This is a genomic window from Streptomyces sp. NPDC001606 (assembly GCF_053596835.1).
In genome coordinates this window covers 67,494-89,127 of the sequence record NZ_JBSFHC010000014.1, presented here as the reverse complement: position 1 = coordinate 89,127, position 21,634 = coordinate 67,494, and the positions used below count along the sequence as shown (strand labels likewise).

General features: G+C 71.1%; 19 protein-coding genes. 11 read left to right on the top strand and 8 right to left on the bottom strand.

The window, feature by feature from the left end; all coding sequences use genetic code 11:
- Window positions 1–50 precede the first annotated feature (50 nt).
- Together ACWCV9_RS24485 and ACWCV9_RS24480 are read right to left on the bottom strand one after the other, a co-directional pair.
- Window positions 51–722, bottom strand: coding sequence for a potassium channel family protein (locus tag ACWCV9_RS24485; RefSeq protein ID WP_450789546.1), 672 nt, complete (start codon window positions 720–722; stop codon window positions 51–53).
- The gene (locus ACWCV9_RS24480; protein WP_385840470.1) at window positions 722–1,393 is read right to left on the bottom strand and encodes a potassium channel family protein; all 672 of its coding nucleotides are present in this window, start codon (window positions 1,391–1,393) and stop codon (window positions 722–724) included. Before ACWCV9_RS24480 ends, ACWCV9_RS24485 begins: the two co-directional genes overlap by 1 nt.
- A gap of 392 nt (window positions 1,394–1,785) precedes the next feature.
- Here ACWCV9_RS24480 and ACWCV9_RS24475 point away from each other — a divergent pair, with 392 nt between their 5' ends.
- Together ACWCV9_RS24475 and ACWCV9_RS24470 are read left to right on the top strand one after the other, a co-directional pair.
- Window positions 1,786–3,837 (top strand): APC family permease, encoded by a 2,052-nt coding sequence (locus tag ACWCV9_RS24475; RefSeq protein WP_450789544.1) that lies wholly within the window; start codon window positions 1,786–1,788, stop codon window positions 3,835–3,837.
- A gap of 109 nt (window positions 3,838–3,946) precedes the next feature.
- Window positions 3,947–5,275 (top strand): class I SAM-dependent RNA methyltransferase, encoded by a 1,329-nt coding sequence (locus ACWCV9_RS24470; RefSeq protein WP_450789542.1) that lies wholly within the window; start codon window positions 3,947–3,949, stop codon window positions 5,273–5,275.
- A 181-nt stretch (window positions 5,276–5,456) separates the two neighbouring features.
- On the opposite strand, the gene ACWCV9_RS24465 is transcribed toward ACWCV9_RS24470, so the two are convergent.
- Complete coding sequence (locus ACWCV9_RS24465; protein ID WP_450789540.1) at window positions 5,457–5,831, bottom strand: SsgA family sporulation/cell division regulator; 375 nt, start codon at window positions 5,829–5,831, stop codon at window positions 5,457–5,459.
- 317 nt (window positions 5,832–6,148) lie between these two features.
- Between ACWCV9_RS24465 and ACWCV9_RS24460 the strand changes: the two genes are divergently transcribed.
- The 8 genes from ACWCV9_RS24460 (at window position 6,149) to ACWCV9_RS24425 (ending at window position 15,913) form a co-directional block, all read left to right on the top strand.
- Entirely contained in the window at window positions 6,149–7,234 is a 1,086-nt protein-coding gene (locus ACWCV9_RS24460) for an LLM class flavin-dependent oxidoreductase (protein ID WP_450789539.1), read from the top strand.
- Entirely contained in the window at window positions 7,231–7,848 is a 618-nt protein-coding gene (locus ACWCV9_RS24455) for an FMN reductase (protein ID WP_450789538.1), read from the top strand. Before ACWCV9_RS24460 ends, ACWCV9_RS24455 begins: the two co-directional genes overlap by 4 nt.
- Before the next feature lie 120 nt (window positions 7,849–7,968).
- Window positions 7,969–8,994, top strand: coding sequence for an AraC-like ligand-binding domain-containing protein (locus ACWCV9_RS24450; RefSeq protein WP_450789536.1), 1,026 nt, complete (start codon window positions 7,969–7,971; stop codon window positions 8,992–8,994).
- A 195-nt stretch (window positions 8,995–9,189) separates the two neighbouring features.
- Window positions 9,190–11,934 carry a helix-turn-helix transcriptional regulator gene (locus ACWCV9_RS24445; protein WP_450789534.1) on the top strand — a complete coding sequence of 915 codons (2,745 nt, stop codon included), beginning with the start codon at window positions 9,190–9,192 and terminating at the stop codon, window positions 11,932–11,934.
- A 107-nt stretch (window positions 11,935–12,041) separates the two neighbouring features.
- Window positions 12,042–12,806, top strand: a complete 765-nt coding sequence (locus tag ACWCV9_RS24440; RefSeq protein ID WP_450789532.1) for an alpha/beta fold hydrolase — start codon at window positions 12,042–12,044, stop codon at window positions 12,804–12,806.
- Window positions 12,807–12,924: 118 nt separating this feature from the next.
- Window positions 12,925–14,178 (top strand): sugar ABC transporter substrate-binding protein, encoded by a 1,254-nt coding sequence (locus ACWCV9_RS24435; RefSeq protein ID WP_450789530.1) that lies wholly within the window; start codon window positions 12,925–12,927, stop codon window positions 14,176–14,178.
- Entirely contained in the window at window positions 14,175–15,086 is a 912-nt protein-coding gene (locus ACWCV9_RS24430; RefSeq protein WP_450789529.1) for a carbohydrate ABC transporter permease, read from the top strand. Before ACWCV9_RS24435 ends, ACWCV9_RS24430 begins: the two co-directional genes overlap by 4 nt.
- Window positions 15,083–15,913, top strand: a complete 831-nt coding sequence (locus ACWCV9_RS24425) for a carbohydrate ABC transporter permease (RefSeq protein ID WP_450789527.1) — start codon at window positions 15,083–15,085, stop codon at window positions 15,911–15,913. Before ACWCV9_RS24430 ends, ACWCV9_RS24425 begins: the two co-directional genes overlap by 4 nt.
- On the opposite strand, the gene ACWCV9_RS24420 is transcribed toward ACWCV9_RS24425, so the two are convergent.
- The 5 genes from ACWCV9_RS24420 to ACWCV9_RS24400 all read right to left on the bottom strand — a co-directional run bounded on the left by ACWCV9_RS24420 (window position 15,906) and on the right by ACWCV9_RS24400 (window position 20,297).
- The gene (locus ACWCV9_RS24420) at window positions 15,906–16,253 is read right to left on the bottom strand and encodes a GNAT family N-acetyltransferase (RefSeq protein WP_450789525.1); all 348 of its coding nucleotides are present in this window, start codon (window positions 16,251–16,253) and stop codon (window positions 15,906–15,908) included. The two genes, ACWCV9_RS24425 and ACWCV9_RS24420, sit on opposite strands and share 8 nt — an antisense overlap.
- Window positions 16,254–16,371: 118 nt before the next feature.
- Window positions 16,372–17,109, bottom strand: a complete 738-nt coding sequence (locus tag ACWCV9_RS24415) for a YoaK family protein (protein WP_450789523.1) — start codon at window positions 17,107–17,109, stop codon at window positions 16,372–16,374.
- Complete coding sequence (locus tag ACWCV9_RS24410) at window positions 17,090–17,614, bottom strand: DoxX family protein (protein WP_450789521.1); 525 nt, start codon at window positions 17,612–17,614, stop codon at window positions 17,090–17,092. Before ACWCV9_RS24410 ends, ACWCV9_RS24415 begins: the two co-directional genes overlap by 20 nt.
- Window positions 17,615–17,651: 37 nt before the next feature.
- Window positions 17,652–18,314, bottom strand: coding sequence for a hydrolase (locus ACWCV9_RS24405; RefSeq protein WP_385840494.1), 663 nt, complete (start codon window positions 18,312–18,314; stop codon window positions 17,652–17,654).
- A 96-nt stretch (window positions 18,315–18,410) separates the two neighbouring features.
- Entirely contained in the window at window positions 18,411–20,297 is a 1,887-nt protein-coding gene (locus tag ACWCV9_RS24400; protein ID WP_450789519.1) for an amidohydrolase, read from the bottom strand.
- Between the two features lie 362 nt (window positions 20,298–20,659).
- Between ACWCV9_RS24400 and ACWCV9_RS24395 the strand changes: the two genes are divergently transcribed.
- Window positions 20,660–21,631: an alpha/beta hydrolase gene (locus tag ACWCV9_RS24395; RefSeq protein ID WP_450789517.1), complete on the top strand. Its 972-nt coding sequence runs from the start codon at window positions 20,660–20,662 to the stop codon at window positions 21,629–21,631.
- The last annotated feature ends 3 nt before the right edge of the window (window positions 21,632–21,634 follow it).

Here is a 21,634-nt window from a genome sequence, read left to right as displayed (position 1 = left end):
CCGTCTCCGGACCGACCAGGTCGGGAGACGGACGGCGGGCGGTGGCTGTGTCAGCTTTCCTCGCGCCGTACCGACAGCAGCTGCTCCAGCTGCTCCTCGCGGGCCTGGGCGGCCACGAAGAGCAGTTCGTCGCCCGGTTCCAGGGAGTCGTCCTTGGACGGGGTGAGCACCCGGGTGCCGCGGATGATGGTGACCAGGGAGGTGTCCTCCGGCCACTGGACGGCGCCGACCTGGGTGCCGGCCAGCGCCGACTCCTCGGGCAGGGTCAGCTCGACCAGGTTGGCGTCGCCGTGGCTGAAGCGGAGCAGACGGACCAGGTCACCGACCGAGACCGCTTCCTCGACCAGGGCGGACATCAGGCGCGGGGTGGAGACGGCGACGTCCACGCCCCAGGACTCGTTGAACAGCCACTCGTTCTTGGGGTTGTTCACGCGGGCCACGACGCGCGGAACGCCGTACTCGGTCTTGGCGAGCAGCGAGACGACCAGGTTGACCTTGTCGTCGCCGGTCGCGGCGATGACGACGTTGCAGCGCTGGAGCGCCGCCTCGTCCAGGGAGGTGATCTCACAGGCGTCGGCCAGCAGCCACTCCGCCTGCGGCACCCGCTCCACCGAGATGGCGGTCGGGGCCTTGTCGATCAGCAGGACCTCGTGGCCGTTCTCCAGCAGTTCGCCCGCGATCGAGCGGCCGACGGCACCGGCTCCGGCAATGGCGACCCTCATCAGTGACCGCTCTCCTCTTCCGGGCCCTGGGCGAACGCCGCCTCGACCTTCTCGACGTCGTCCGACCGCATCATCACATGCACGAGGTCGCCCTCCTGCAACACCGTCTGCGAGGTCGGCAGGACCGCTTCGCCGAGGCGGGTCAGGAACGCCACGCGGACGCCCGTCTCCTCCTGCAACTTGCTGATCTTGTGGCCCACCCACTTCGCGGAGGCATGCACCTCGGCGAGCTGCACCCCGCCGGTGGGGTCGCGCCACAGCGGTTCGGCCCCGGAGGGCAGCAGCCGGCGCAGCATCTGGTCGGCGGTCCAACGGACCGTGGCCACCGTGGGGATGCCCAGCCGCTGGTAGACCTCCGCGCGTCGCGGGTCGTAGATGCGGGCGGCCACGTTCTCCACACCGAACATCTCGCGGGCCACGCGCGCGGAGATGATGTTGGAGTTGTCACCGCTGGAGACGGCCGCGAAGGCGTCGGCCTCCTCGATGCCCGCCTCGCGAAGGGTGTCCTGGTCGAAGCCGACACCCGTGACACGGCGGCCCCCGAAGCCCGGGCCCAGACGGCGGAAGGCGGTCGGGTCCTGGTCGATCACGGCGACCGTATGGCCCTGTTGCTCCAGGGTCTGGGCGAGAGCGGAACCCACTCTCCCGCAGCCCATGATGACGATGTGCACGACCGTCCTTCCGGTGTCAAGAGATTCTCGAAGGATTATTGACTTGGCCTTAACAGGTTCTCAGACCGCGGCCCAAGCTACACACGCACCGTCCCGGAGGGGCACCCCCTATCGCGGTCCGGGTGCCGGAGGAGGGCGGCGGCGCGTGATGCTGCGCACGCTGCACAGGGTGAGGATTCCGAGGCCGACGAGGCCGAGAGTGGCTCCGATCAGCTCTGCGGGCGCGGGCATGGCACCTCCGAGGTGCGAAGATGTGCGGGGTTTGACATCTAGGCACGACGGGCACGATCACCACGGAATCCGCAGGTCCGCGCGCCCCCGATTTCACTCGTGAGGCAGATTCCCCCCACCGGGTGGGCGGGTGCCAGTTCGAAGGCTTACGATCCTCTCTCGTGTCCAAACTGACCGACGTGCCCAAACGGATCCTGATCGGGCGCGCACTGCGCAGTGACCGGCTGGGAGAAACCCTCCTGCCGAAGCGCATCGCACTCCCCGTCTTCGCCTCCGACCCGCTGTCCTCCGTGGCCTACGCACCGGGGGAGGTCCTCCTGGTCCTGTCCATCGCGGGCGTGTCGGCGTACCACTTCAGCCCCTGGATCGCCGTCGCGGTCGTGGTGCTGATGTTCACCGTGGTCGCCTCCTACCGGCAGAACGTCCACGCGTACCCGAGCGGCGGCGGTGACTACGAGGTCGCCACCACCAACCTGGGCCCCAAGGCCGGTCTGACCGTCGCCAGCGCCCTGCTCGTGGACTACGTGCTGACCGTCGCCGTCTCCATCGCCTCCGGCATCGAGAACCTCGGCTCCGCGATCCCCTTCGTCGTCCAGCACAAGGTGCTGTGCGCCGTCGTCGTGATCCTGCTGCTCACACTGATGAACCTGCGCGGTGTGAAGGAGTCCGGCAAGCTCTTCGCCATCCCGACCTATGTGTTCGTCGGCGGTGTCTTCGTCATGATCGCGTGGGGTGCCGTCCGGGGGCTGGTCCTCGGCGACACCATGCGCGCCCCCACCGCCGACTACCACATCAGGGCCGAGCACCAGGGCCTGGCGGGCTTCGCCCTCGTCTTCCTGCTGCTGCGCGCGTTCTCCTCCGGCTGTGCCGCGCTCACCGGTGTCGAGGCGATCTCCAACGGCGTCCCGGCCTTCCGCAAGCCCAAGTCGAAGAACGCGGCGACCACGCTCGCCATGATGGGTCTGCTGGCCGTCACCATGTTCTGCGGCATCATCGCCCTGGCCATGTCGACCAAGGTCCGGATGGCCGAGAACCCGGCCACCGACCTGATCCACAACGGTCACCCGATCGGCTCGGGCTATGTCCAGAACCCGGTGATCTCCCAGGTCGCCGAGGCCGTCTTCGGCAAGGGCAGCTTCCTGTTCGTCGTCCTCGCGGCCGCCACCGCCCTGGTGCTGTTCCTGGCCGCGAACACGGCGTACAACGGCTTCCCGCTGCTCGGCTCGATCCTCGCCCAGGACCGCTACCTGCCGCGCCAGCTGCACACCCGCGGCGACCGCCTCGCCTTCTCCAACGGCATCGTGCTGCTGGCCGGCGCCGCGGCGCTGCTGACGGTCATCTACGGCGCCGACTCCACGCGTCTGATCCAGCTGTACATCGTCGGCGTGTTCGTGTCCTTCACGCTCAGCCAGACCGGCATGGTCCGGCACTGGAACCGGCACCTGGCGACCGAGCAGGACCCGGCGGCGCGCCGCCACATGGTGCGCTCGCGCGCGATCAACGCGTTCGGCGCCTTCTTCACCGGCCTGGTGCTCGTCGTCGTCCTGGTCACCAAGTTCACGCACGGCGCCTGGGTGGCCCTGCTCGGCATGTGCATCTTCTACGCGACCATGACCGCGATCCGGAAGCACTACGACCGCGTCGCCGAGGAGATCGCGGCCCCCGAGGGCCCGAGCGACGACAGCGTGCGGCCCTCCCGGGTCCACTCGGTGGTCCTGATCTCCAAGATCCACCGGCCCACCCTGCGCGCCCTGGCCTACGCCAAGCTGATGCGCTCGGACACCCTGGAGGCGCTGACCGTCGGCGTCGACCAGGGCGAGACCAAGGCGCTGCGCGAGGAGTGGGAGCGGCGCGGCATCGACGTACCGCTGAAGGTCCTGGACTCGCCGTACCGCGAGGTCACCCGCCCGGTGATCGAGTACGTCAAGAGCCTGCGCGCGGAGTCCCCGCGGGACGCGGTGTCGGTGATCATCCCCGAGTACGTGGTCGGCCACTGGTACGAGCATCTGCTGCACAACCAGAGCGCCCTGCGGCTGAAGGGCCGGCTGCTGTTCACCCCCGGCGTGATGGTCACCTCCGTGCCCTACCAGCTGGCCTCCTCCGAGGCGGCCAAGATGCGCGCCCGCAAGCGGCAGGAGTGGAGCGCCCCGGGTGCGGTCCGCCGCGGCCCGGCGACGGAGCATCCGAAGGAGCCGGCGACGAAGAGCGAGTGACGCTGCGGGGAGGCCGTAGACTGGTGGGCTGTTGTCCGGCCCACCGGTGTGCGGCCGTCTCCGTTTTCCGCGTCCGCTTTCCCGTTTCTTGATCTGGAGTCACCCCGCCATGCAGGCAGAACCGACGAAGTCTCTGGTGGGCGAGGAGTACGAGGTCGAGGTCGGCCCCGTCGCCCACGGCGGCCACTGCATCGCCCGTACGTCCGAGGGCCAGGTGCTGTTCGTCCGGCACGCGCTGCCCGGTGAGCGGGTCGTGGCCCGGGTGACCGAGGGCGAGCAGGGCGCCCGTTTCCTGCGCGCGGACGCCGTGCGGATCCTGGAGGCGTCCAAGGACCGGGTCGAGGCGCCCTGCCCCTTCGCCGGTCCCGGCCGCTGCGGCGGCTGCGACTGGCAGCACGCCAAGCCGGGCGCCCAGCGCCGGCTGAAGGGCGAGGTGATCGCCGAGCAGCTGCGCCGGCTCGCCGGTCTCACCCCCGAGGAGGCGGGCTGGGACGGCACGGTGATGCCGGCCGAGGGCGACAAGCTGCCGGCCGGACAGGTGCCGCAGTGGCGCACCCGGGTCCAGTACGCCGTCGACGCCGAGGGTCACGCGGGCCTGCGCCGGCACCGCTCGCACGAGGTCGAGCGCATCGACCACTGCATGATCGCCGCGGAGGGCGTCAGCGAGCTGGGCATCGAGAAGCGGGACTGGGCCGGCATGGAGTCGGTCGAGGCGATCGCGGCCAGCGGTTCCCAGGACCGCCAGGTGATCCTCACCCCGCGCCCCGGCGCCCGGCTCCCGCTGGTCGAGCTGGACAAGCCGGTCTCGGTCCTGCGGGTGGACGAGAAGTCCGGCGGGGTGCACCGGGTGCACGGCCGCCCGTTCGTCCGGGAGCGCGCGGACGGCCGTACCCACCGGGTCGGAGCCGGCGGCTTCTGGCAGGTCCACCCGAAGGCCGCGGACACCCTGGTGACGGCGGTCATGCAGGGGCTGCTGCCCCGCAAGGGCGAGACCGCCCTCGACCTCTACTGCGGCGTCGGCCTCTTCGCGGGCGCGCTCGCCGACCGCCTCGGCGAGAAGGGCGCGGTCCTCGGGATCGAGTCCGGCAAGCGGGCGGTGGAGGACGCGCGGCACAACCTGGCCGACTTCCCGCGGGTCCGCATCGAGCAGGGCAAGGTCGAGTCGGTCCTGCCGCGCACGGGCATCACGGAGGTCGACCTGATCGTCCTGGACCCGCCCCGCGCCGGAGCGGGCCGCAGCACGGTCGCCCACCTCTCCTCCCTGGGCGCCCGCCGCATCGCCTACGTCGCCTGCGACCCCGCTGCGCTCGCCCGCGACCTGGCCTACTTCCGCGAGGGCGGATACCGGGTGCGGACGCTGCGGGCGTTCGATCTGTTCCCGATGACGCATCATGTGGAGTGCGTGGCGATCCTTGAACCGGCCGCGAAGGGGCTCTGACCTCTGGCTGTACGGCGACAGGTCTCGGGTTGACGGGTGCTGAGAAGGAGCCGTCGTACCGGAGCCGGAGGGTGAGGCGGCGGTCGAGCGACTCGGCGGCCGGTTCGCGCATCTACGGCACGCGGCGGCCTGACCCCGGCTGTGCGTGGAGGCCGTCACTCGGATCGCGCCGGGCGGCGTCTCATTCGTGGCCGGCCGTGAGCCTGTCGATGACGCGGTCCACATCGATGTGGTGGTGCTCGGTGCCCGGCGGCACCAGCGCCTCGGACCGGCGCAGGAAGCCCGTGACCACGAGGGCGTGGACCGCGAGAAGCGCGGCCCCGGCGCGGGTCCTGAAGAGGATGCGGACCGACTCCGGACGGCGGCGGTGCCGCGGGATGACCACCACGTCTCCGATTCCCGTGGGCCGGTGGAGTCCGTCCGCGAGCAGCGACCGGGCGAAGACCCAGTCGACGGAAGGGGCCACAGGGGCGCCCACGGACAGGCGCACGGCATACGGGTCGGCCGCGTCGTAACGGAGCGCGGCGGGGAGCGGTACCCACCCTTCGCCGGCCACGCTGATATGGACTTCCGTGGAGAAGACGATCGAGCCCGCATCCGCGGAATCGGAAAGAGGGATTCTCACTCCGCCCCCTGTATCTGACTGTTCGTACGGTTGTGGGCGACCGTAAGCCGCGACTGCTCCGTCGCCTTGCCGACAAGTGCACCGGGGGTTGTCCGAAAAGGCGCACCAACGCGGGGGTGCAGCTCACTCCGCGGGCCTCAGGAGGGCACCGAGGGACCAGCACCGCTGCACGCACGGACAAGGGGCATCGCCCGGGCCGGGCCTACATTTCCGGCATCCACACAGCTCGCCGGAACGAAGAGGCGCCCATGCAGTTCGGAATCTTCTCGGTGGGGGACGTCACCCCCGACCCGACCAACGCCCGTACCCCCTCGGAGCACGAGCGCATCAAGGCGATGGTCGCCATCGCGCTCAAGGCGGAGGAGGTCGGCCTGGACGTCTTCGCGACCGGTGAGCACCACAACCCGCCGTTCGTGCCGTCGTCGCCGACCACGATGCTCGGCTACATCGCGGCCCGCACCGAGAAGTTGATCCTCTCCACGGCCACGACCCTGATCACCACCAACGACCCGGTGAAGATCGCCGAGGACTACGCGATGCTCCAGCACCTGGCCGACGGCCGGGTGGACCTGATGATGGGGCGGGGCAACACCGGCCCGGTCTACCCCTGGTTCGGTCAGGACATCCGGCAGGGCATCAACCTCGCCAAGGAGAACTACGCGCTGCTGCGCCGGCTGTGGCGCGAGGACGTCGTGGACTGGGAGGGGACGTTCCGCACTCCCTTGCAGGGCTTCACGTCCACGCCCCGCCCGCTGGACGGCGTACCGCCGTTCGTGTGGCACGGCTCGATCCGCTCGCCCGAGATCGCCGAACAGGCCGCCTTCTACGGCGACGGCTTCTTCCACAACAACATCTTCTGGCCCGCCGACCACACGCGACGGATGGTCCAGCTGTACCGGCGCAGGTACGCCCACCACGGTCACGGCCGGCCCGAGGAGGCCATCGTCGGCCTGGGCGGGCAGGTGTTCATGCGGAAGAACTCCCAGGACGCCGTACGGGAGTTCCGCCCGTACTTCGACAACGCGCCGGTCTACGGCCACGGGCCGTCCCTGGAGGACTTCACCGAGCAGACCCCGCTGACGGTGGGCTCCCCGCAGCAGGTCATCGAGCGGACGCTGTCCTTCCGCGAGACCGTCGGCGACTACCAGCGGCAGCTGTTCCTGATGGACCACGCGGGCCTGCCGCTGAAGACCGTGCTGGAGCAGCTCGACATCCTCGGCGAGGAGGTCGTACCGGTGCTGCGCAAGGAGTTCGCGATCGGCCGCCCGGCCGACGTGCCGGACGCGCCCACCCACGAGTCCCTGCGGACCGCGCGGGAGGTGGCCGCCGCGTGAAGCTCGTCGCCGTCTCGGCGGGGCTGAGCACCCCGTCGTCCACCCGCCTGCTCGCCGACCGGCTCACCGAGTCGGCCCGCGCCGACCTGGCCGCCGAGGGCCACGACGTACAGACCGAGGTCATCGAGCTGCGCGAACTGGCCGTCGCCGTCGCCAACCACCTCGTGACCGGTTTCCCGCCGCCCCAGCTGGCGTCCGCGATCGACGCGGTGACGGGCGCGGACGGCCTGATCGCCGTGACACCCGTGTTCACCGCCTCCTACAGCGGGCTGTTCAAGTCCTTCTTCGACCTCATCGACCCGGACGCCCTCACCGGCACGCCGGTCCTGATCGCGGCGACGGGAGGGACGGCCCGCCACTCCCTGGTTCTGGAGCACGCGTTGCGCCCGCTCTTCGCCTACCTCCGAGCCGGTGTCGTCCCCACCGCGGTGTACGCGGCGTCCGAGGACTGGGGGTCCGGCGGCGACGACCACACCGAGGGCCTGCCCGCCCGCATCCAGCGGGCGGCCGGTGAACTGGCCGTCGCCATGGCGGCCCGCCCGGCGTCGGGGACGACGCCCGACGACGAGGTCACCGCCCTCGAACGGCAGCTCTCCGACCTGCGCTTCGACTGAGGCCCCGCGGTCCCCCGGATCTCCGCCCCGTATCCCGGATCTAGTGCGTTCACTCGATGCGGCACCCCGTGCCCCGCTGGCACGGTGTCCGCAGCGCACACCGGCTGAAGGGCGGAGATCATGTCGGACGTATCGGTGAAGGGGACGGGGAAGCAGCCCGCGGGCATCTTCTACACCACGGACGGGGTGCCCCGGGAGCGAAGACGGACCTACTGGCGCGACGCCGTGGCCCACACCTTCGGAGCCGTGGACGTCAAGATCGCCGAGGAGGTGTTCTCCGGCACGATCCATGCGTCACCGGCGGGCCGCACCCGGGGCGTCACGGTGGACAGCGAAGCCTTGCAGACCGTGCGCACACCGCGGCTCATCGCGGGGTCCACCGGCGACGACCACGTGGTCGTGATGCTGCTGAGCAGCGGGCTCGCCCGGGTCGAGCAGGACGCGCGCGACGCGTATGTCGAGCCCGGGCAGCTCTTCGTCTACGACCGGGCGCGTCCCATGCGGCTGACCTTCCCCGACACCTTCCAGACGAAGGCCCTCGTCCTGCCCCGGCACCTGCTGAGCCTGAGGGAGTCGGACCTGTGCCGGATCACGGCCTCTCCCCTCGACTCCACGACGCCCCTCGGCCACCTGCTGTCCCCCTTCCTGTCCCGCCTCGTGGACAGCGCGGGCGCGTATCCGCAGCACGTCGGCGACCTGATCACCCGCAATGTCCTGGACCTGCTCACGGTGCTGGCCGACGAGCGACGCGGCGGTGACACCACGGGCACACCGAGCGCCACCCGCGTGCTGCTGATGCGGGTCCAGGCGTACATCGACCGTCACCTGGCGGACCCCGACCTGGCCCCGCAGGCCATCGCCCGGGCCAACCAGATCTCCCTGCGCTACCTGTACAGCCTCTTCCAGAACGAGGGCACCACCGTCCGCCGGTGGATCCAGGGCCGCCGGCTGGAGCAGTGCCGACGTGAGCTGGCCCGCCGGGACGCCGCGAGCCGGACCATCGCCGCGGTGGGCCGACGGTGGGGCTTCGTCAGCGCCGCCCACTTCAGCCGGGCGTTCCGGGGCGCCTACGGGATGTCCCCCGTCGAGTGGCGGGACCACGTAGCACTCGAGCGTCGTACGCACACGTCGCCACCGGGCGCCTAGAGCCGCCGCACGGCCCTGGTCGCCCCCCGGGTATGCACTGAGCTGCGGTTCTTGCGATAGTGGACACGCGGAGCGCCGTCCGCGCCCCGGCCGGCCCCCCACCCGGACAGGCGGGCGACGGCAGAGGGCGACATCGCCGCTCCGCATGGCTGCCTGGATCGGAGGCGGTCGGCGAGTGCGGACAGAGGGGCGTGGGTGGAGCGGTCGGACGGGTCGCTGTCCCGGCGCGGTCTGCGTGGCCGAGAGGCCGAACTCGAACAGCTGCGCGCAGTGCTCACATCGGTCGTCCGCACCGGAAGCGGCGCGCTGGTCCTGCTCCGGGGGGAGCCGGGCATCGGCAAGACCGCGCTGCTCGGCGAGGTCGTCACCACGGCCGCTGCGGCGGGCTTCGCGGTCGGTCTGGGCAAGGCCGACGAACTGCACCACATCGTCCCGCTCTCCTCGCTGGCCGCCTGCCTCCTCTATGGTGACCGGCCGCTGCTGTCCAGTGACGCGTTCGCCGACTTCACCCGCCATCACGACCAGCGGATCTGGCTGGTCGAGCGCGTGGCGGAGGCGATCGAGGCCAGGGCCGCCGAGATGCCCGTGCTGATCGCCCTGGACGACGTGCAGTGGGCCGACCCACTGAGCCGGTTCGCCCTGAAGCAGCTCCCGGCACGCCTGCGGACATCGCCGGTTCTGTGGGTGCTCACCGGGCGGCAGGATCCCGCCGGCCCGGCGCAGGAGATCGTCGAGGCCGCCGAGAGCGGGCTCCTGTCGGTCACCGTGCCCCTGGGACCGCTCTCCGGCACGGCGATCGGCCAGCTGGCCGACGACACCCTGGGCGCGGCCGTCGACGAGCGGGTACGGCAACTGCTCGACGGAGCCGGCGGGAACCCGTTCCTGGCGGTCGAGATGCTCACGGGACTGCGGACCACCGGCCCGTCGGGGGAGCCCGTGCCCGAGGGGCTCGTGGTGGGCGTGCGCGGCAGGCTCAGGTCACTTGACCCCAGCACCCTGCGCTTCCTACAGATGGGAGCGGTGCTGGGACGCAGATTCGGCCTCCTCGAAGCCGCCGCGCTCTACGGCCGACCGTCCGCCGGCCTGCTCGCGGAGCTGGAGGAGGCGGTGCGCGCCGGCCTCCTGGACGACGACGGCGACCAGCTGGTCTTCCGGCACGACCTGCTGCGCCAGGCCGTCTACGTGGACATCCCGCCGTCGGCCCGCAAGGCTCTGCACCGGGAGGCCGCGGGACACCTGGTCGCGGCCGGGCACCGGCCGATCGACGCGGTGTCGCACATTCTCCGGGGCGCTCGGCCCGGAGACGACGAAGCGGTGAACCTGCTGCGGCAGGCCGCCGACGACGTCCGGTCGGTCACGCCGGGCCTCGCGGCCGACCTGATGACGCGCGCCCTGGAACTGGTGCCTCCCGGAAGGCCGTTGTGGTACGACGTCGGTGTGCAGGCGATCGTCTGTCTGACCCGGGCCGGCCGGAACCGCGAGGCGCTGGAGACCGGCGACCGGCTGCTGGCCGCCCAGCCGCCGCTGGAGGCGTTCGGCCGGATCCAGGCCGCCCTCGGCGGGACGCTCTGGAACCTGGACGTCGCCGAGGAGTTGCGCCGCCGCGCCGAGACAGCCCTCGCGCTCGGCGGTGCCGCCCCGGAGGTCGAGGCGCGGCTCACCGCCCTGCGTGCGCTGGCCCTCTCCCGGGGCGAGGATCTCGGCGCGGCACTGGAGGCCGGCGAGAACGCCCTGCGCGCGGCCATCGCGACCGGTGACCGGGAGGCACACGTGCTGGCCCTGTTCGGTCTGGGGGAGAGCGCTTTGAACGCCGGTGCGAACGCCGTCGCGCTGGAACGCTTCACCGCGCTCAGCGCCGTCGAGCCCGCCTTCCTTCCCGAGGAGATCGTCGCGCACCAGCACATGGACGACTTCGAAGCCGGCCGGCGGCTGCTGCGGCGGACGGCGGACGACGGCGGCTCGGTGCCGCAGACCATGCTGCTGTGGGCACAGGCCTCGCAGCACCTGGGGCTGGGTGACCTCGACGACGCGGAGTCCGACCTGGTCACCATGGAGCGCCTGGAGAACGACGTGCACATCTGCGTCCAGCAGGTGAACGCCCGGGTGATCCGCTCCTGGATCGCCCTGCTGCGCGGCGACCGGGAAGCGGCGCGGCACCAGTTGACCGCCGCGCGGGAACGACGCGCGACCAAACCGAACCCTGGCAACACGGCGGCGGTGCGCTTCCTGGAGGCGCTCATCGCCGACGACGAGGGGAACACCGCGCTCGCCCTCGACAGGATCCGGCAGGTGCAGCGGGAGGGTCCCTTCATGCGCTGGCGGCTGCTGCGCACCTGGGTCGACTCCGCGATACGCATGGCCCTCAGCGGCGCGGACCGGGCGCTGGCCGAGGATCTGGCCGCACAGGCCGAGGCACACGGCGCTCGCAACCCGGCCGTGCCCACCGCCACGGGCATCGCCGCCCAGGCCGCGGGCCTGGTGCGGGGCGACCTCACCCTGCTGGAACGCGCGGTGGCCCTCCTCGAGGAGAGTCCGCGCCCGTTGGTCCGGGCCGGGGCCCAAGCCGACCTCGGCCGGGCACTGCTGACGGCAGGCCGGGGAACCGAGGCCAAGGCCGCACTGACCCGCGCCCACGGCCTGTTCGCCGAGTCGGGTGCCCACGCCGCGGCCGCACGCGTACAGCGCGATCTGGACCGTGCCGGGGCCGGCAGCCGTGGGGCGGCCCCACCGCGCCCGGTCCAGGGCTGGGAGGCGCTCACGGCCTCGGAGAAGAAGATCGCGCGCCTGGTCGCCGCCGGCCACACCAACCGGTCGGCCGCCGACCTGCTCGTCGTCTCCCCGCACACGGTCAACACCCACCTGACCTCCGCCTTCCGCAAACTGTCGGTCAACTCGAGGGTCCAGCTGGCCCATGTGGTCATGGCCTTGCCCGAGGACTGAGCGGATCTGCCGGTACGTCCGGCACGTCTTGGTACGTTCACGCGAGGCCCGCGGTAACCGGATGCGCTTGGCTGGAACGCCAGGACTCATTCGGAGGTCATCGGAACGTGAACGGACCCGCCGCCCACCTGCCAACCGTCGTGCTCGTGCACGGGGCGTTCACCGACGCCTCCTCCTGGGCGGGGGTCATCACCCTCTTGCAGGCCGCCGGCCTGACCGTGCTCGCCCCGGCGAACCCGCTGCGCGGACTGGCGCAGGACGCCGCCTACATCAGGAGCGTGGTGCGTCAGATCGACGCCCCGGTCGTGCTGGCCGGACACGGTTACGGAGGCGCGGTCATCACCCATGCCGCCGGCGACCGCGACCAGATCGTGGCCCTGTGCTACGTCGCGGCGTTCGGGCTGGACGCCGGAGAGTCCGTCCTGGACATCCTGAGCCGTTTCGCCTCCGCACCGGTGACCGCCACCACCATCACGGCAGCGCTGCCCGCCCGGTTCACCAGTGGCCCGGAGAGCGAGATGTACCTCATCGAGGAACAGTTCGGGCCCACGTTCGCCGCCGACCTGTCACCGCAGGTCACCGATGCCCTGGCCGTGACCCAACGCCCCATCGCACGACGGGCGTTGACCGGTACGTCGGGGCCGCCGGCCTGGGCCTGCAAGCCGTCGTGGTACGCCATCGCGGCCGCCGACCGGATGCTCGCCCCCACGGCCCAGCGCTTCATGGCCCAGCGCATGGCGGCCACCGAGTACTCGGTGGCCGCTTCGCACGGCGTCGCCCTGTCACAGCCCGGCGCCGTGGCGGCGATGATCCGGGAAGCCGCCGAACAGGGCATGGACCGCGGCGACGGCTACGGGCTCCCGCGCGGCTGACGCGCAGGTCACTCGGCTAGCATCCCTGTTCGATGGGTAAGACGCCGGTGTCAAAGCCTCTCCTCGGCGACGCGGGACGCCTGGCCTCGACCACAGGCTCGCTCGGGAAGGCACCACCTTGAACTCACCGGCCCCCAGACCGTCGGCGCGACGGATCACCACCCTCCTCGGGACCGTTGCCCTCGCACTGGCTGCCGCCGGCTGCGGCGGGGGAACCGGCGCCGCGTCGGCCCCGGACAAGGCGACCTCCATCACCGCGCTCGACTACTACACCGACACGACCGAGCACGCCCAGTGGAGCAAGCGGCTCACCGACTGCGGCAGGACCGCCGGGGTCAAGGTCGAGCACACCAGTGTCCCGTTGCCGTCGCTCATCCCCACGGTCCTGCGACAGGCGTCGTCACGCACCCTGCCCGACCTGCTGATGCTCGACAACCCCGACCTCCAGCAGATCGCGAGCACCGGCGCACTGACGCCGCTGGACCGCTACCGCATCGACACCACCGGCTTCGCCGAGGGCATCCTGTCGGCGGGCACCTACCGCGGGAAGGTGTACGGGCTGGCGCCCACCGTCAACACGATCGCCCTCGTCTACAACAAGGACATGCTCGCCGAGGCCGGTGTCGCCGTGCCACGGACCTGGAACGAGCTGAAGACGGCGGCCGCCCGCCTGACCCGCCCGGGGCGCTACGGCATCGCCGTCTCCGCCGACGCCACCCCGGAAAGCACCTGGCAGTTCCTGCCCTTCCTGTGGTCCAACGGCGGGGACGAGAAGCACCTGGACTCGCCGCAGGCCGCGCAGGCCCTCCGGCTGTGGACCGACCTGGTGAAGAGCGGATCCATGTCGAGGTCGGCACTGAACTGGACCCAGGCCGACCTCCACGACCAGTTCGCCGCTGGAAAGACCGCCATGATGGTCAACGGCCCCTGGCGGATTCCCGCGCTGAACAAGGACCATGACCTGCACTGGGGAGTGGCCCCCCTCCCCGTCCGCCAGAAGGGGCAGACGCTCGTCACGCCCCTCGGCGGCGAGGTGTGGACGGTGCCGCAGAACTCCTCCCCGTCCCGGCAGGAGAAGGCCGCCCAGGTCCTGGCCTGCCTGAACGGTCCCACGACCATGCTCGCCCTGGCGAAGGAGCACTTCACCGTGCCCTCCCGCACCGCGGTGGCGGCCCGGTACGCCGAGCGGGTCCCGTCGATGTCCGGCTTCGTCACCAGCATGGAGCGGGCCCGGTCCCGTACCGCCGAACTCGGAGTCAAGTGGCCCGGAACGGCGACCGCGATATCCACGGCGATCCAGTCCGCGCTGACGGGCGAGCAGACGCCGCAGGAGGCGCTCCGACGCGCGCAGCGGACCGCGACCGGTTCATGACCTGTCCGCCGACCGCGACCCGGACCCGCTTGCGGGAACTGCTCGCGCCATGGCTGTTCGTCGTGCCCGCCGCGGTCTACCTGCTGCTGTTCTTCGGCTACCCGGTGGTCGAGAACCTGGTGTTGAGTTTCCAGCAGTACACGCCCGCCACCTTCTACACCGGGGCCGCGCCGTTCGTCGGGCTGCGGAACTACGCGGAGATCCTGTCGTCGGGCCTGTTCTCCCAGACACTGCTGACCACGGTCCTGTTCACCGCGGGTTCGGTGGCCGGGCAGTTCCTGCTCGGTCTCGCCCTGGCCCTGTTCTTCCGCCGCAGCTTCCCGCTCGGCGGTCTGTTGCGCTCGCTCCTGCTGCTGCCGTGGCTGCTGCCGCTGGTCGTCTCGGCCACGACGTGGAAGTGGATGCTCGACACCGACGACGGAGTCGTCAACAACGCACTACGCGCCCTCCACCTCGTGTCGTCCGGCATCCCCTGGCTCACCGGCACCTCACAGGCACTCGTGTCGGTGACCCTCGTCAACATCTGGGTGGGAATCCCCTTCAACACTGCGATCCTGTACATCGGCCTGCGGAACATCCCGGCCCAGCTGTACGAGGCGGCAGAGCTGGACGGCGCCGGTCCGGTGGCGTCGTTCCGCCACATCACGTGGCCGCTGCTGCGGCCCGCCGTGAGCATCGTGCTGGTGTTGGGCGTGGTCTACACCCTCAAGGTGCTGGACACCATTCTCGTCGTGACGGGCGGAGGACCGGCCGACGCCACGCAGACCCTCGCCACCCGGTCCTACGAACTGTCCTTCCAGCAGTTCGAGTTCGGGCGCGGCGCCGCCATGGGCAACGTACTCATCATCCTCTCGCTCGTCCTCGCCCTCGTCTTCCTGCGCGCCGAGCGGCGCGCCGCGCACCCATGAGGGGCGGGCCGGCGCGGCGCGGACGCCGCCGCGGCCTGCTCTCCACCGTCGTCGGGACAGTCCTGCTCGCGGTGATGCTGTTTCCCGTCTACTGGATGGTGAACGCCTCTCTGCAGCCGACGGGCACCACACCGGGGGCGGCCTGGTTCCCTTCCCGCCCGCACCTCGGCGGCTACGCCACGGCGCTGCGCGATCAGGGCCCCAACCTGGTCACCAGCCTCGTCGTGGCCCTCGGCAGTGTCGCGCTCAGCCTCGGGCTGGCGGCCCCGGCCGCCTACGCCCTGGCCCGGTTCTCCCTGCGGGGAACCCGCCTCGTACTCTTCGCAATCCTGTTCACGCAGATGGTGCCGGGCGTCGTCGTGGCGAACGCGCTCTACGGCGCCTACAACGACCTGGGACTGCTGAACTCCCGCCTGGGACTCGTCCTCGCGGACTCCACCTCCGGAGTCCCGTTCGCCGTCATCATCCTGCACTCGTTCATGCGGGGCATTCCCAGGGAGATCATCGAAGCCGCGCGCATGGATGGCGCCGGGAGGCTGCGCACCTTCTGCGCCGTGGTGCTGCCGCTGAGCCGGAACGCTCTGGTCACCGCCGCGGTCTTCACCTTCCTCTTCGCCTGGAGCGACTTCCTCTTCGGCCTCACACTGGCCACCACCGAGACGGTCCGGCCGGTCACCCTGGGCATCTACGGGTACATCGGTGCTCACACGACCCAGTGGAACGCGGTGATGGCCACCGCGGTCCTGGCGTCGGTGCCGGCGGCGGTGCTGCTGGTCGCAGCCCAGCGCTTCATCACCGACGACGCCACCAGCGGCGCGATCAGGTGAGCGTCCGCAGCTCCGTCGTGAGCCAGTGCAGGATCTCCGGGGTCACCGGGTCGGTGATGTCCGCGAACTCCCCATGCCTCTCCAGGTACTTGGACACATAGGGGCACACCGGCACGATGCGCATGCCTGAGCGGCGTACGTCGGTGAGGGCCTCCTGGACCAGGCGCGCGGCCAGCCCCTGTCCCGCGAAGGCGTCGTCGACTTCCGTGTGGTAGAAGACCCGCTGCTCGGCATGGTCGAGATAGGCGGTCAGACCGGCGAGCCGGCCGCCGACCAGAATCTCGTAACGGTGCCTGTCGTCCGCCCGTTCGACGGCCGGGGCGGGGCAGGGCCGGTTCATCGGGTTCCTTTCGGTGGGTGCGGGTCGGTGGTGCGCCGGGCCTCCATGGACGAGGGGTCCCGAGGAGGCGCCGAAGGTCCGGCTCCGGCGTTCGCGCCGGGGGTGGTCCCCGTCGTGTTCACGGCCGTGGCCGCAGCCAGGGGGCGTCGGCGGCGGAGAGGCGATGGGTGGTCACGGAGGTGACCGCGAGCAGGACCAGGGTGAGGCTCAGGACCAGGACCAGGTGGCCGTGCAGCAGGAGCGCGGCTCCGACCAGGGCGCCGAGGAACATGGCGAGCATGGACAGGATCCGGCGGCCGGGGCGCGGCGCCTCGCCGCCGGCCGCCGTGGAGTCGGCGGCCAGGCCCGTCAGCGTCAGGGTCAGCACGGTGGTGGTGAGGTCCGGGACGCCGAGGCGCCGGGCGACCGCGTTCTGCAGCCCCATGGCGAGCCCCAGGAATACGATCAGCGTGTACTGGACGGAGGTGGTGACCCGGCCGTCGGCGACCGCGGCGACCACCACGGTGACGGCGACCAGCACCGTCTGCACCGCCGTCGCCGTCCTCAGCAGGTGCCCGCGGTGCGTGGCGAACCGGGTGCCGAGCCTGCCACCCGCGAGCGCGCCGAGGAGGAACGCAGTCACCGAGACGACGGACGCGAGCGCGGACAGGCTGCCGGCGCCTCCCAAGGCGAACCCCAGGAAGACCACGTTGCCGGTCATGTTGGCGACGAAGACGTGTCCGAGGGCCAGATAGCTCACCGAGTCCACCAGGCCGGTGACCACCGTCATGGTCAGCAGCAGCGGGGGGAGCGGACCATGACGTTCCTCGCCGCGGGGAAGGAGGGTGTGGACCGCGTCAGTCAGCAACGTGCGCATGCTGCACCCCTTCCGGCCCGGCGTCCGACCGGTGCAGCACCACGCGGGTGAGCAGTCCGCTCGCCGGACCCAGCACGATCGCGGCGACGGCGACCCCCACCGGCCAGGAGGCGATGCCCAGAGCGTGGTCCACGGACCACCGTCCGGGCCCGGCGAGGGACAGCGCGGCGGAGACGGTGACGAGGACCAGGGGGTATTCGTAGCCGTCGTTCTGTACCCACAGCCCCTTGTGCCACTTGACCGAGCCCGCGACCGTCATCACGCCCGTCGCGGCCATCGCGGCCAGGGGCGTGAGCAGCCCGAGGGCCAGGAACAGGCCGGCACCGATCTGACTGGCTCCCGCGACGAGTGCGGTCAGCACCCCGCCGCGGAATCCGTCACGGCGGAATTCCTCGGTCCCGCCCGCCAAGCCGTTGCCCCCGAGCCGGAAGCTCACCTTCTGCACCCCGTGACCGGCGATGAGCAAGCCCGCCACCAGCCGGAGGACCAGTAGTCCAGCGTCCATCGTGTTCCTGCCTGTTCCTGGATCGGAATCGGTGCGGTCAGCCGGCGGCGTGGGCGCCGATGACGGCCTGCGCGTATACGACCCCGAGGCCGTAGGCGCCGGCGTGCTCCTTGACGACCTCGGTGACCGGGACGTACGTCTCCGTGCGCGCCCAGTCCCGCTGGAGCTCCAGGAGTACCTGCACCCACGTCACCGGAACCGCGCCGGCCTGGATCATGCGCTGGACGGCGTGCTCATGTGCCTGCGGGCTGACGCCGCCGGACGCGTCGGTGACGACGTAGACCTCATAGCCCTGGGCGAGGGCCGACAGCGTCGGCAGGACGACACAGACCTCGGTCCACAGGCCGGCGATGACCAGCTTCTTGCGGCCGGTCGCCTTGACGGCCTCGACGAAGGGCACGTCCTCCCAGGCGTTCATCGAGGTGCGGTCGATGATCTTCTGGTCGGGGAAGACCGCGGCCAGCTGCGGCATGATTGGGCCGGAGAAGGACTCGGCGGCCACGGTGCTCAGCACGGTCGGCACGTCGAAGACCTTGGCGGCCTTCGCCAGGCCCACGGCGGCGTTCATGATCGAGGTGCGGTCACCGCTGGCGGCGGCGAAGAACATCTGTGGCTGGTGGTCCACGAAGAGCACGGCGCAGTTGTCGGGGGTGAGCAGGTCGGGGCTGGGGGCGGCGGTGACGTCGGAGATGTTGACCACGAGGATGAACCTTTCTTGGTGGAACCGTCCGTGTGCGGACGGGGTCGGTGGGTGTCCCGGCACGGGCGCTCAACGGCGCGGCCTCTGCCGGGTGTTCTAGAGGTCGAAGCAGGGATCGAAGGGCGTGCTCGCGGTCTCCGGGGTGAGGCCACGGGCGATGCGCCACTGGCGGTGCTGCTCCGATTCGGCGACGGCCTGGCCGAGGGACTCCGCCTGGCGGGCGCCGGCCGCTGAGGGAGACGCCTGGTAGCCGCCGAAATGCGCCACCGGGCTCCAGGCGGGGCTGACGGGCGGCAGTTCCTCGTCCAGCCCCTCGTAGGTGCCGGCGGCGTAGACGATCCGCCCGCCGGTCACCGTCAGCAGCGACTCGATGTGAGCGATCTCGGGCTCGGGCACGGTGAAGTAGTCCTCGGACAGCATCGCCAGGTCCGCGTAGCAGCCCGGCCGCAGGACGCCCTTGACCTCGTCCTCGCCGGTCAGTACGGCCCCGGCGCGGGTGAACATCGTCAGCGCGGCCTGCCGGCCGACGCGGTTGGCCGGAGGGCGCAGCGTCAGGTCGCCGACGGTGCGGCCGCTGACCAGCCAGTGCAGGGCCACCCACGGGTTGTAGGAGGACACCCGGGTGGCGTCGGTGCCGGCAGCCACGGTCAGCCCGCGGTCCAGCATGGCCCGGATCGGCGGGGCGTCCGCGGCGGCGCCGGGACCGTACCGGCGCAGGAACGCCTCACCCTGGAAAGACAGACGATTCTGCACGGACATCGCGCCGCCGAGCGCGGCGATGCGGTCGAGGCTGTCCGTGGAGACGGTTTCCGCGTGGTCGAACAGCCACCGGTTCCCGGCCGGGAAAAGCCCGTCCGCGGCGAGTTTCTCGAAGACCGCGAGGTCCCGGCGGATGGTCTCGTCGTAGGTGGCGTGCAGCCGGAAGCCCCACCCGTTCTCCATGAGGAGACGGACCGCCTTCTCGAACTCGACCTCGTAGTCCGAGATGAGTTCGGGACGCGGCTCGGCGAAGTTCTCGAAGTCCGCGGCGGCCCAGGTGAGATTCTCGCCCGCGCCGTTCAGGCGCAGCCATTCGTCCCCGTCCTCGGGGCGGGCCGTCTCGATCCAGCGGGCGAGATCGTCGACCTCCTGGCCCGGAGTCTGCGGGAAGAGATGATAGGCGATGCGCATCGAGAGCTGGCCGGCCTTGGCCAGTTCGATGACGGTGGCGTAGTTGTCGGGGAAGTTCTGGAATCCGCCGGCGGCGTCGATCGCCGAGGTCAGTCCGAACCTGTTCAGCTCGCGCAGGAAATGACGGGTGGAGGTTTTCTTGTCCTCCTCGCTCTCCAGGAGCGGCGCCTTGGCGAGGGTCGAGTAGAGGATGAGGGCGCTGGGCGCGGCCAGCAGCATGCCGGTCGGTTCCCCGTCCCGGCCGCGCATGATCTGGCCGCCCTTGGGGTCCGGCGTGTCCTTGGTGAAGCCGGCGGCCTTGAGCGCCGCACGGTTCAGCACGGCCGAGTGGTACAGGTGCAGCACGAACACCGGGGTGTCCGGAGCGGCCGCGTTCAGTTCGGTGACGGTTGGCAGCCGGCGCTCGGCGAACTGCTCGACGGACCAGCCACCCACCACCCGCACCCACTGGCCCTTCGGGGTACGCGCGGCCTGTTCACGCAGCATCGCCAGCCCCTGCCGCAGGCTGCGCACCCCGTCCCAGCGCAGCTCCAGTACGTAGTTCAGGCCCCCGCGGATCACGTGCAGGTGGGCGTCGTTGAGGCCGGGGACGACCCGGCGGCCGCATGCGTCGACCACCGTGGTGGCCGTACCGATGTGCGGGGCCACGTCGTTGTCGTCGCCGACGACGGTGATGACGCCGTCCCGGACCGCGATGGCCTCGGCGTGCGGGCGTCTCGGGTCGGCTGTGTGGATCTTCGCGTTGCGGACGACGAGGTCTGCGGCGTCGTCGGAGGCACGCGGAACGAGCCCGCCGACCGGCATTGTCGACATCGCGTGAAGTCCTTTCCGGGACAGGGGAGTTCGGTTCCACCCATCCGCGGCGCGCCAAGGCGAAGTCCGGGATACGCGCCGCGCCGGTGGGATGGAGGGCAGACGCGGCAAGGGGCCACCGTCTCGCTTCCGCCCTCACGCTAGACGCGACCGACCTGCGGCAATGTCTCCGCAGTGCACCGGGCTTGGTCCCACCGTGCACTGCGTCGCTCAGTACTCCGCACGCTCGCCAGCCGGCCGGAAACCCGCAGTGCGCTGGGGGAACAGCGGTGTGCGCGTACGGAGCATCCCGACCCGGTGACGCTCACTAGCGTGACCGGCGCACCACACGAAACAGTCCCTTGGAACATCGGGAGAGGCACATGTCCCACACCGCCGAGCCGGTTCAGCCGGTACTGGAACCCGCGGCAGCCGCCTTCGCGGAGGCGACCGCCAATCCGCCCTACCTCTTCGACCTGCCCCCGGCGGAGGGACGCAAGGCCGTCGACGAGGTGCAGTCCGGCGAGATCGACAAGCCGGCGATCGACGAGGAGTGGATCACCGTCTCCGGCGGCCCCACGGGCAGTGTCCGGGCCCGCATCGTCAAGCCCGCCGGGACCACCGGCACCCTCCCGGTGATCCTCTACATCCACGGGGCCGGCTGGGTGTTCGGCAACGCCCACACCCACGACCGCCTGGTGCGCGAACTCGCCGTCGGCGCGAACGCCGCCGTGGTCTTCCCTGAGTACGACCTCTCGCCCGAGCACCGCTACCCGGTCGCCATCGAGCAGAACTACGCGGTCGCGCGGTGGGTCGTGCAGGAAGGCGCCGCCAAGGGCCTGGACGGCACCCGGCTGGCCGTGGCCGGGGACTCCGTCGGCGGCAACATGAGCGCCGCCCTCACCCTGATGGCCAAGGAGCGCGGCGACGTCTCCCTGGTGCAGCAGGTGCTGTTCTACCCGGTGACGGACGCGAACTTCGACACGCCGTCCTACCACCAGTTCGCCACCGGTTACTTCCTGCGCCGCGACGGCATGCAGTGGTTCTGGGACCAGTACACGACCGACGAGGCCGAGCGCGCCCGGATCACCGCCTCCCCGCTGCGCGCCACCACCGAGCAGCTCACCGGCCTGCCCCCGGCGCTGGTCATCACCGGCGAGGCCGACGTCCTGCGCGATGAGGGCGAGGCGTACGCCAACAAGCTTCGCGAGGCCGGCGTCCCCGTCACCGCCGTCCGCTTCCAGGGCATCATCCACGACTTCGTGATGCTCAACGCCCTGCGCGGGACCCACGCCGCCGAGGCCGCCATCACGATGGCCGCCGGCACCCTGCGCGCCGCCCTGCACACCGCCTGACCG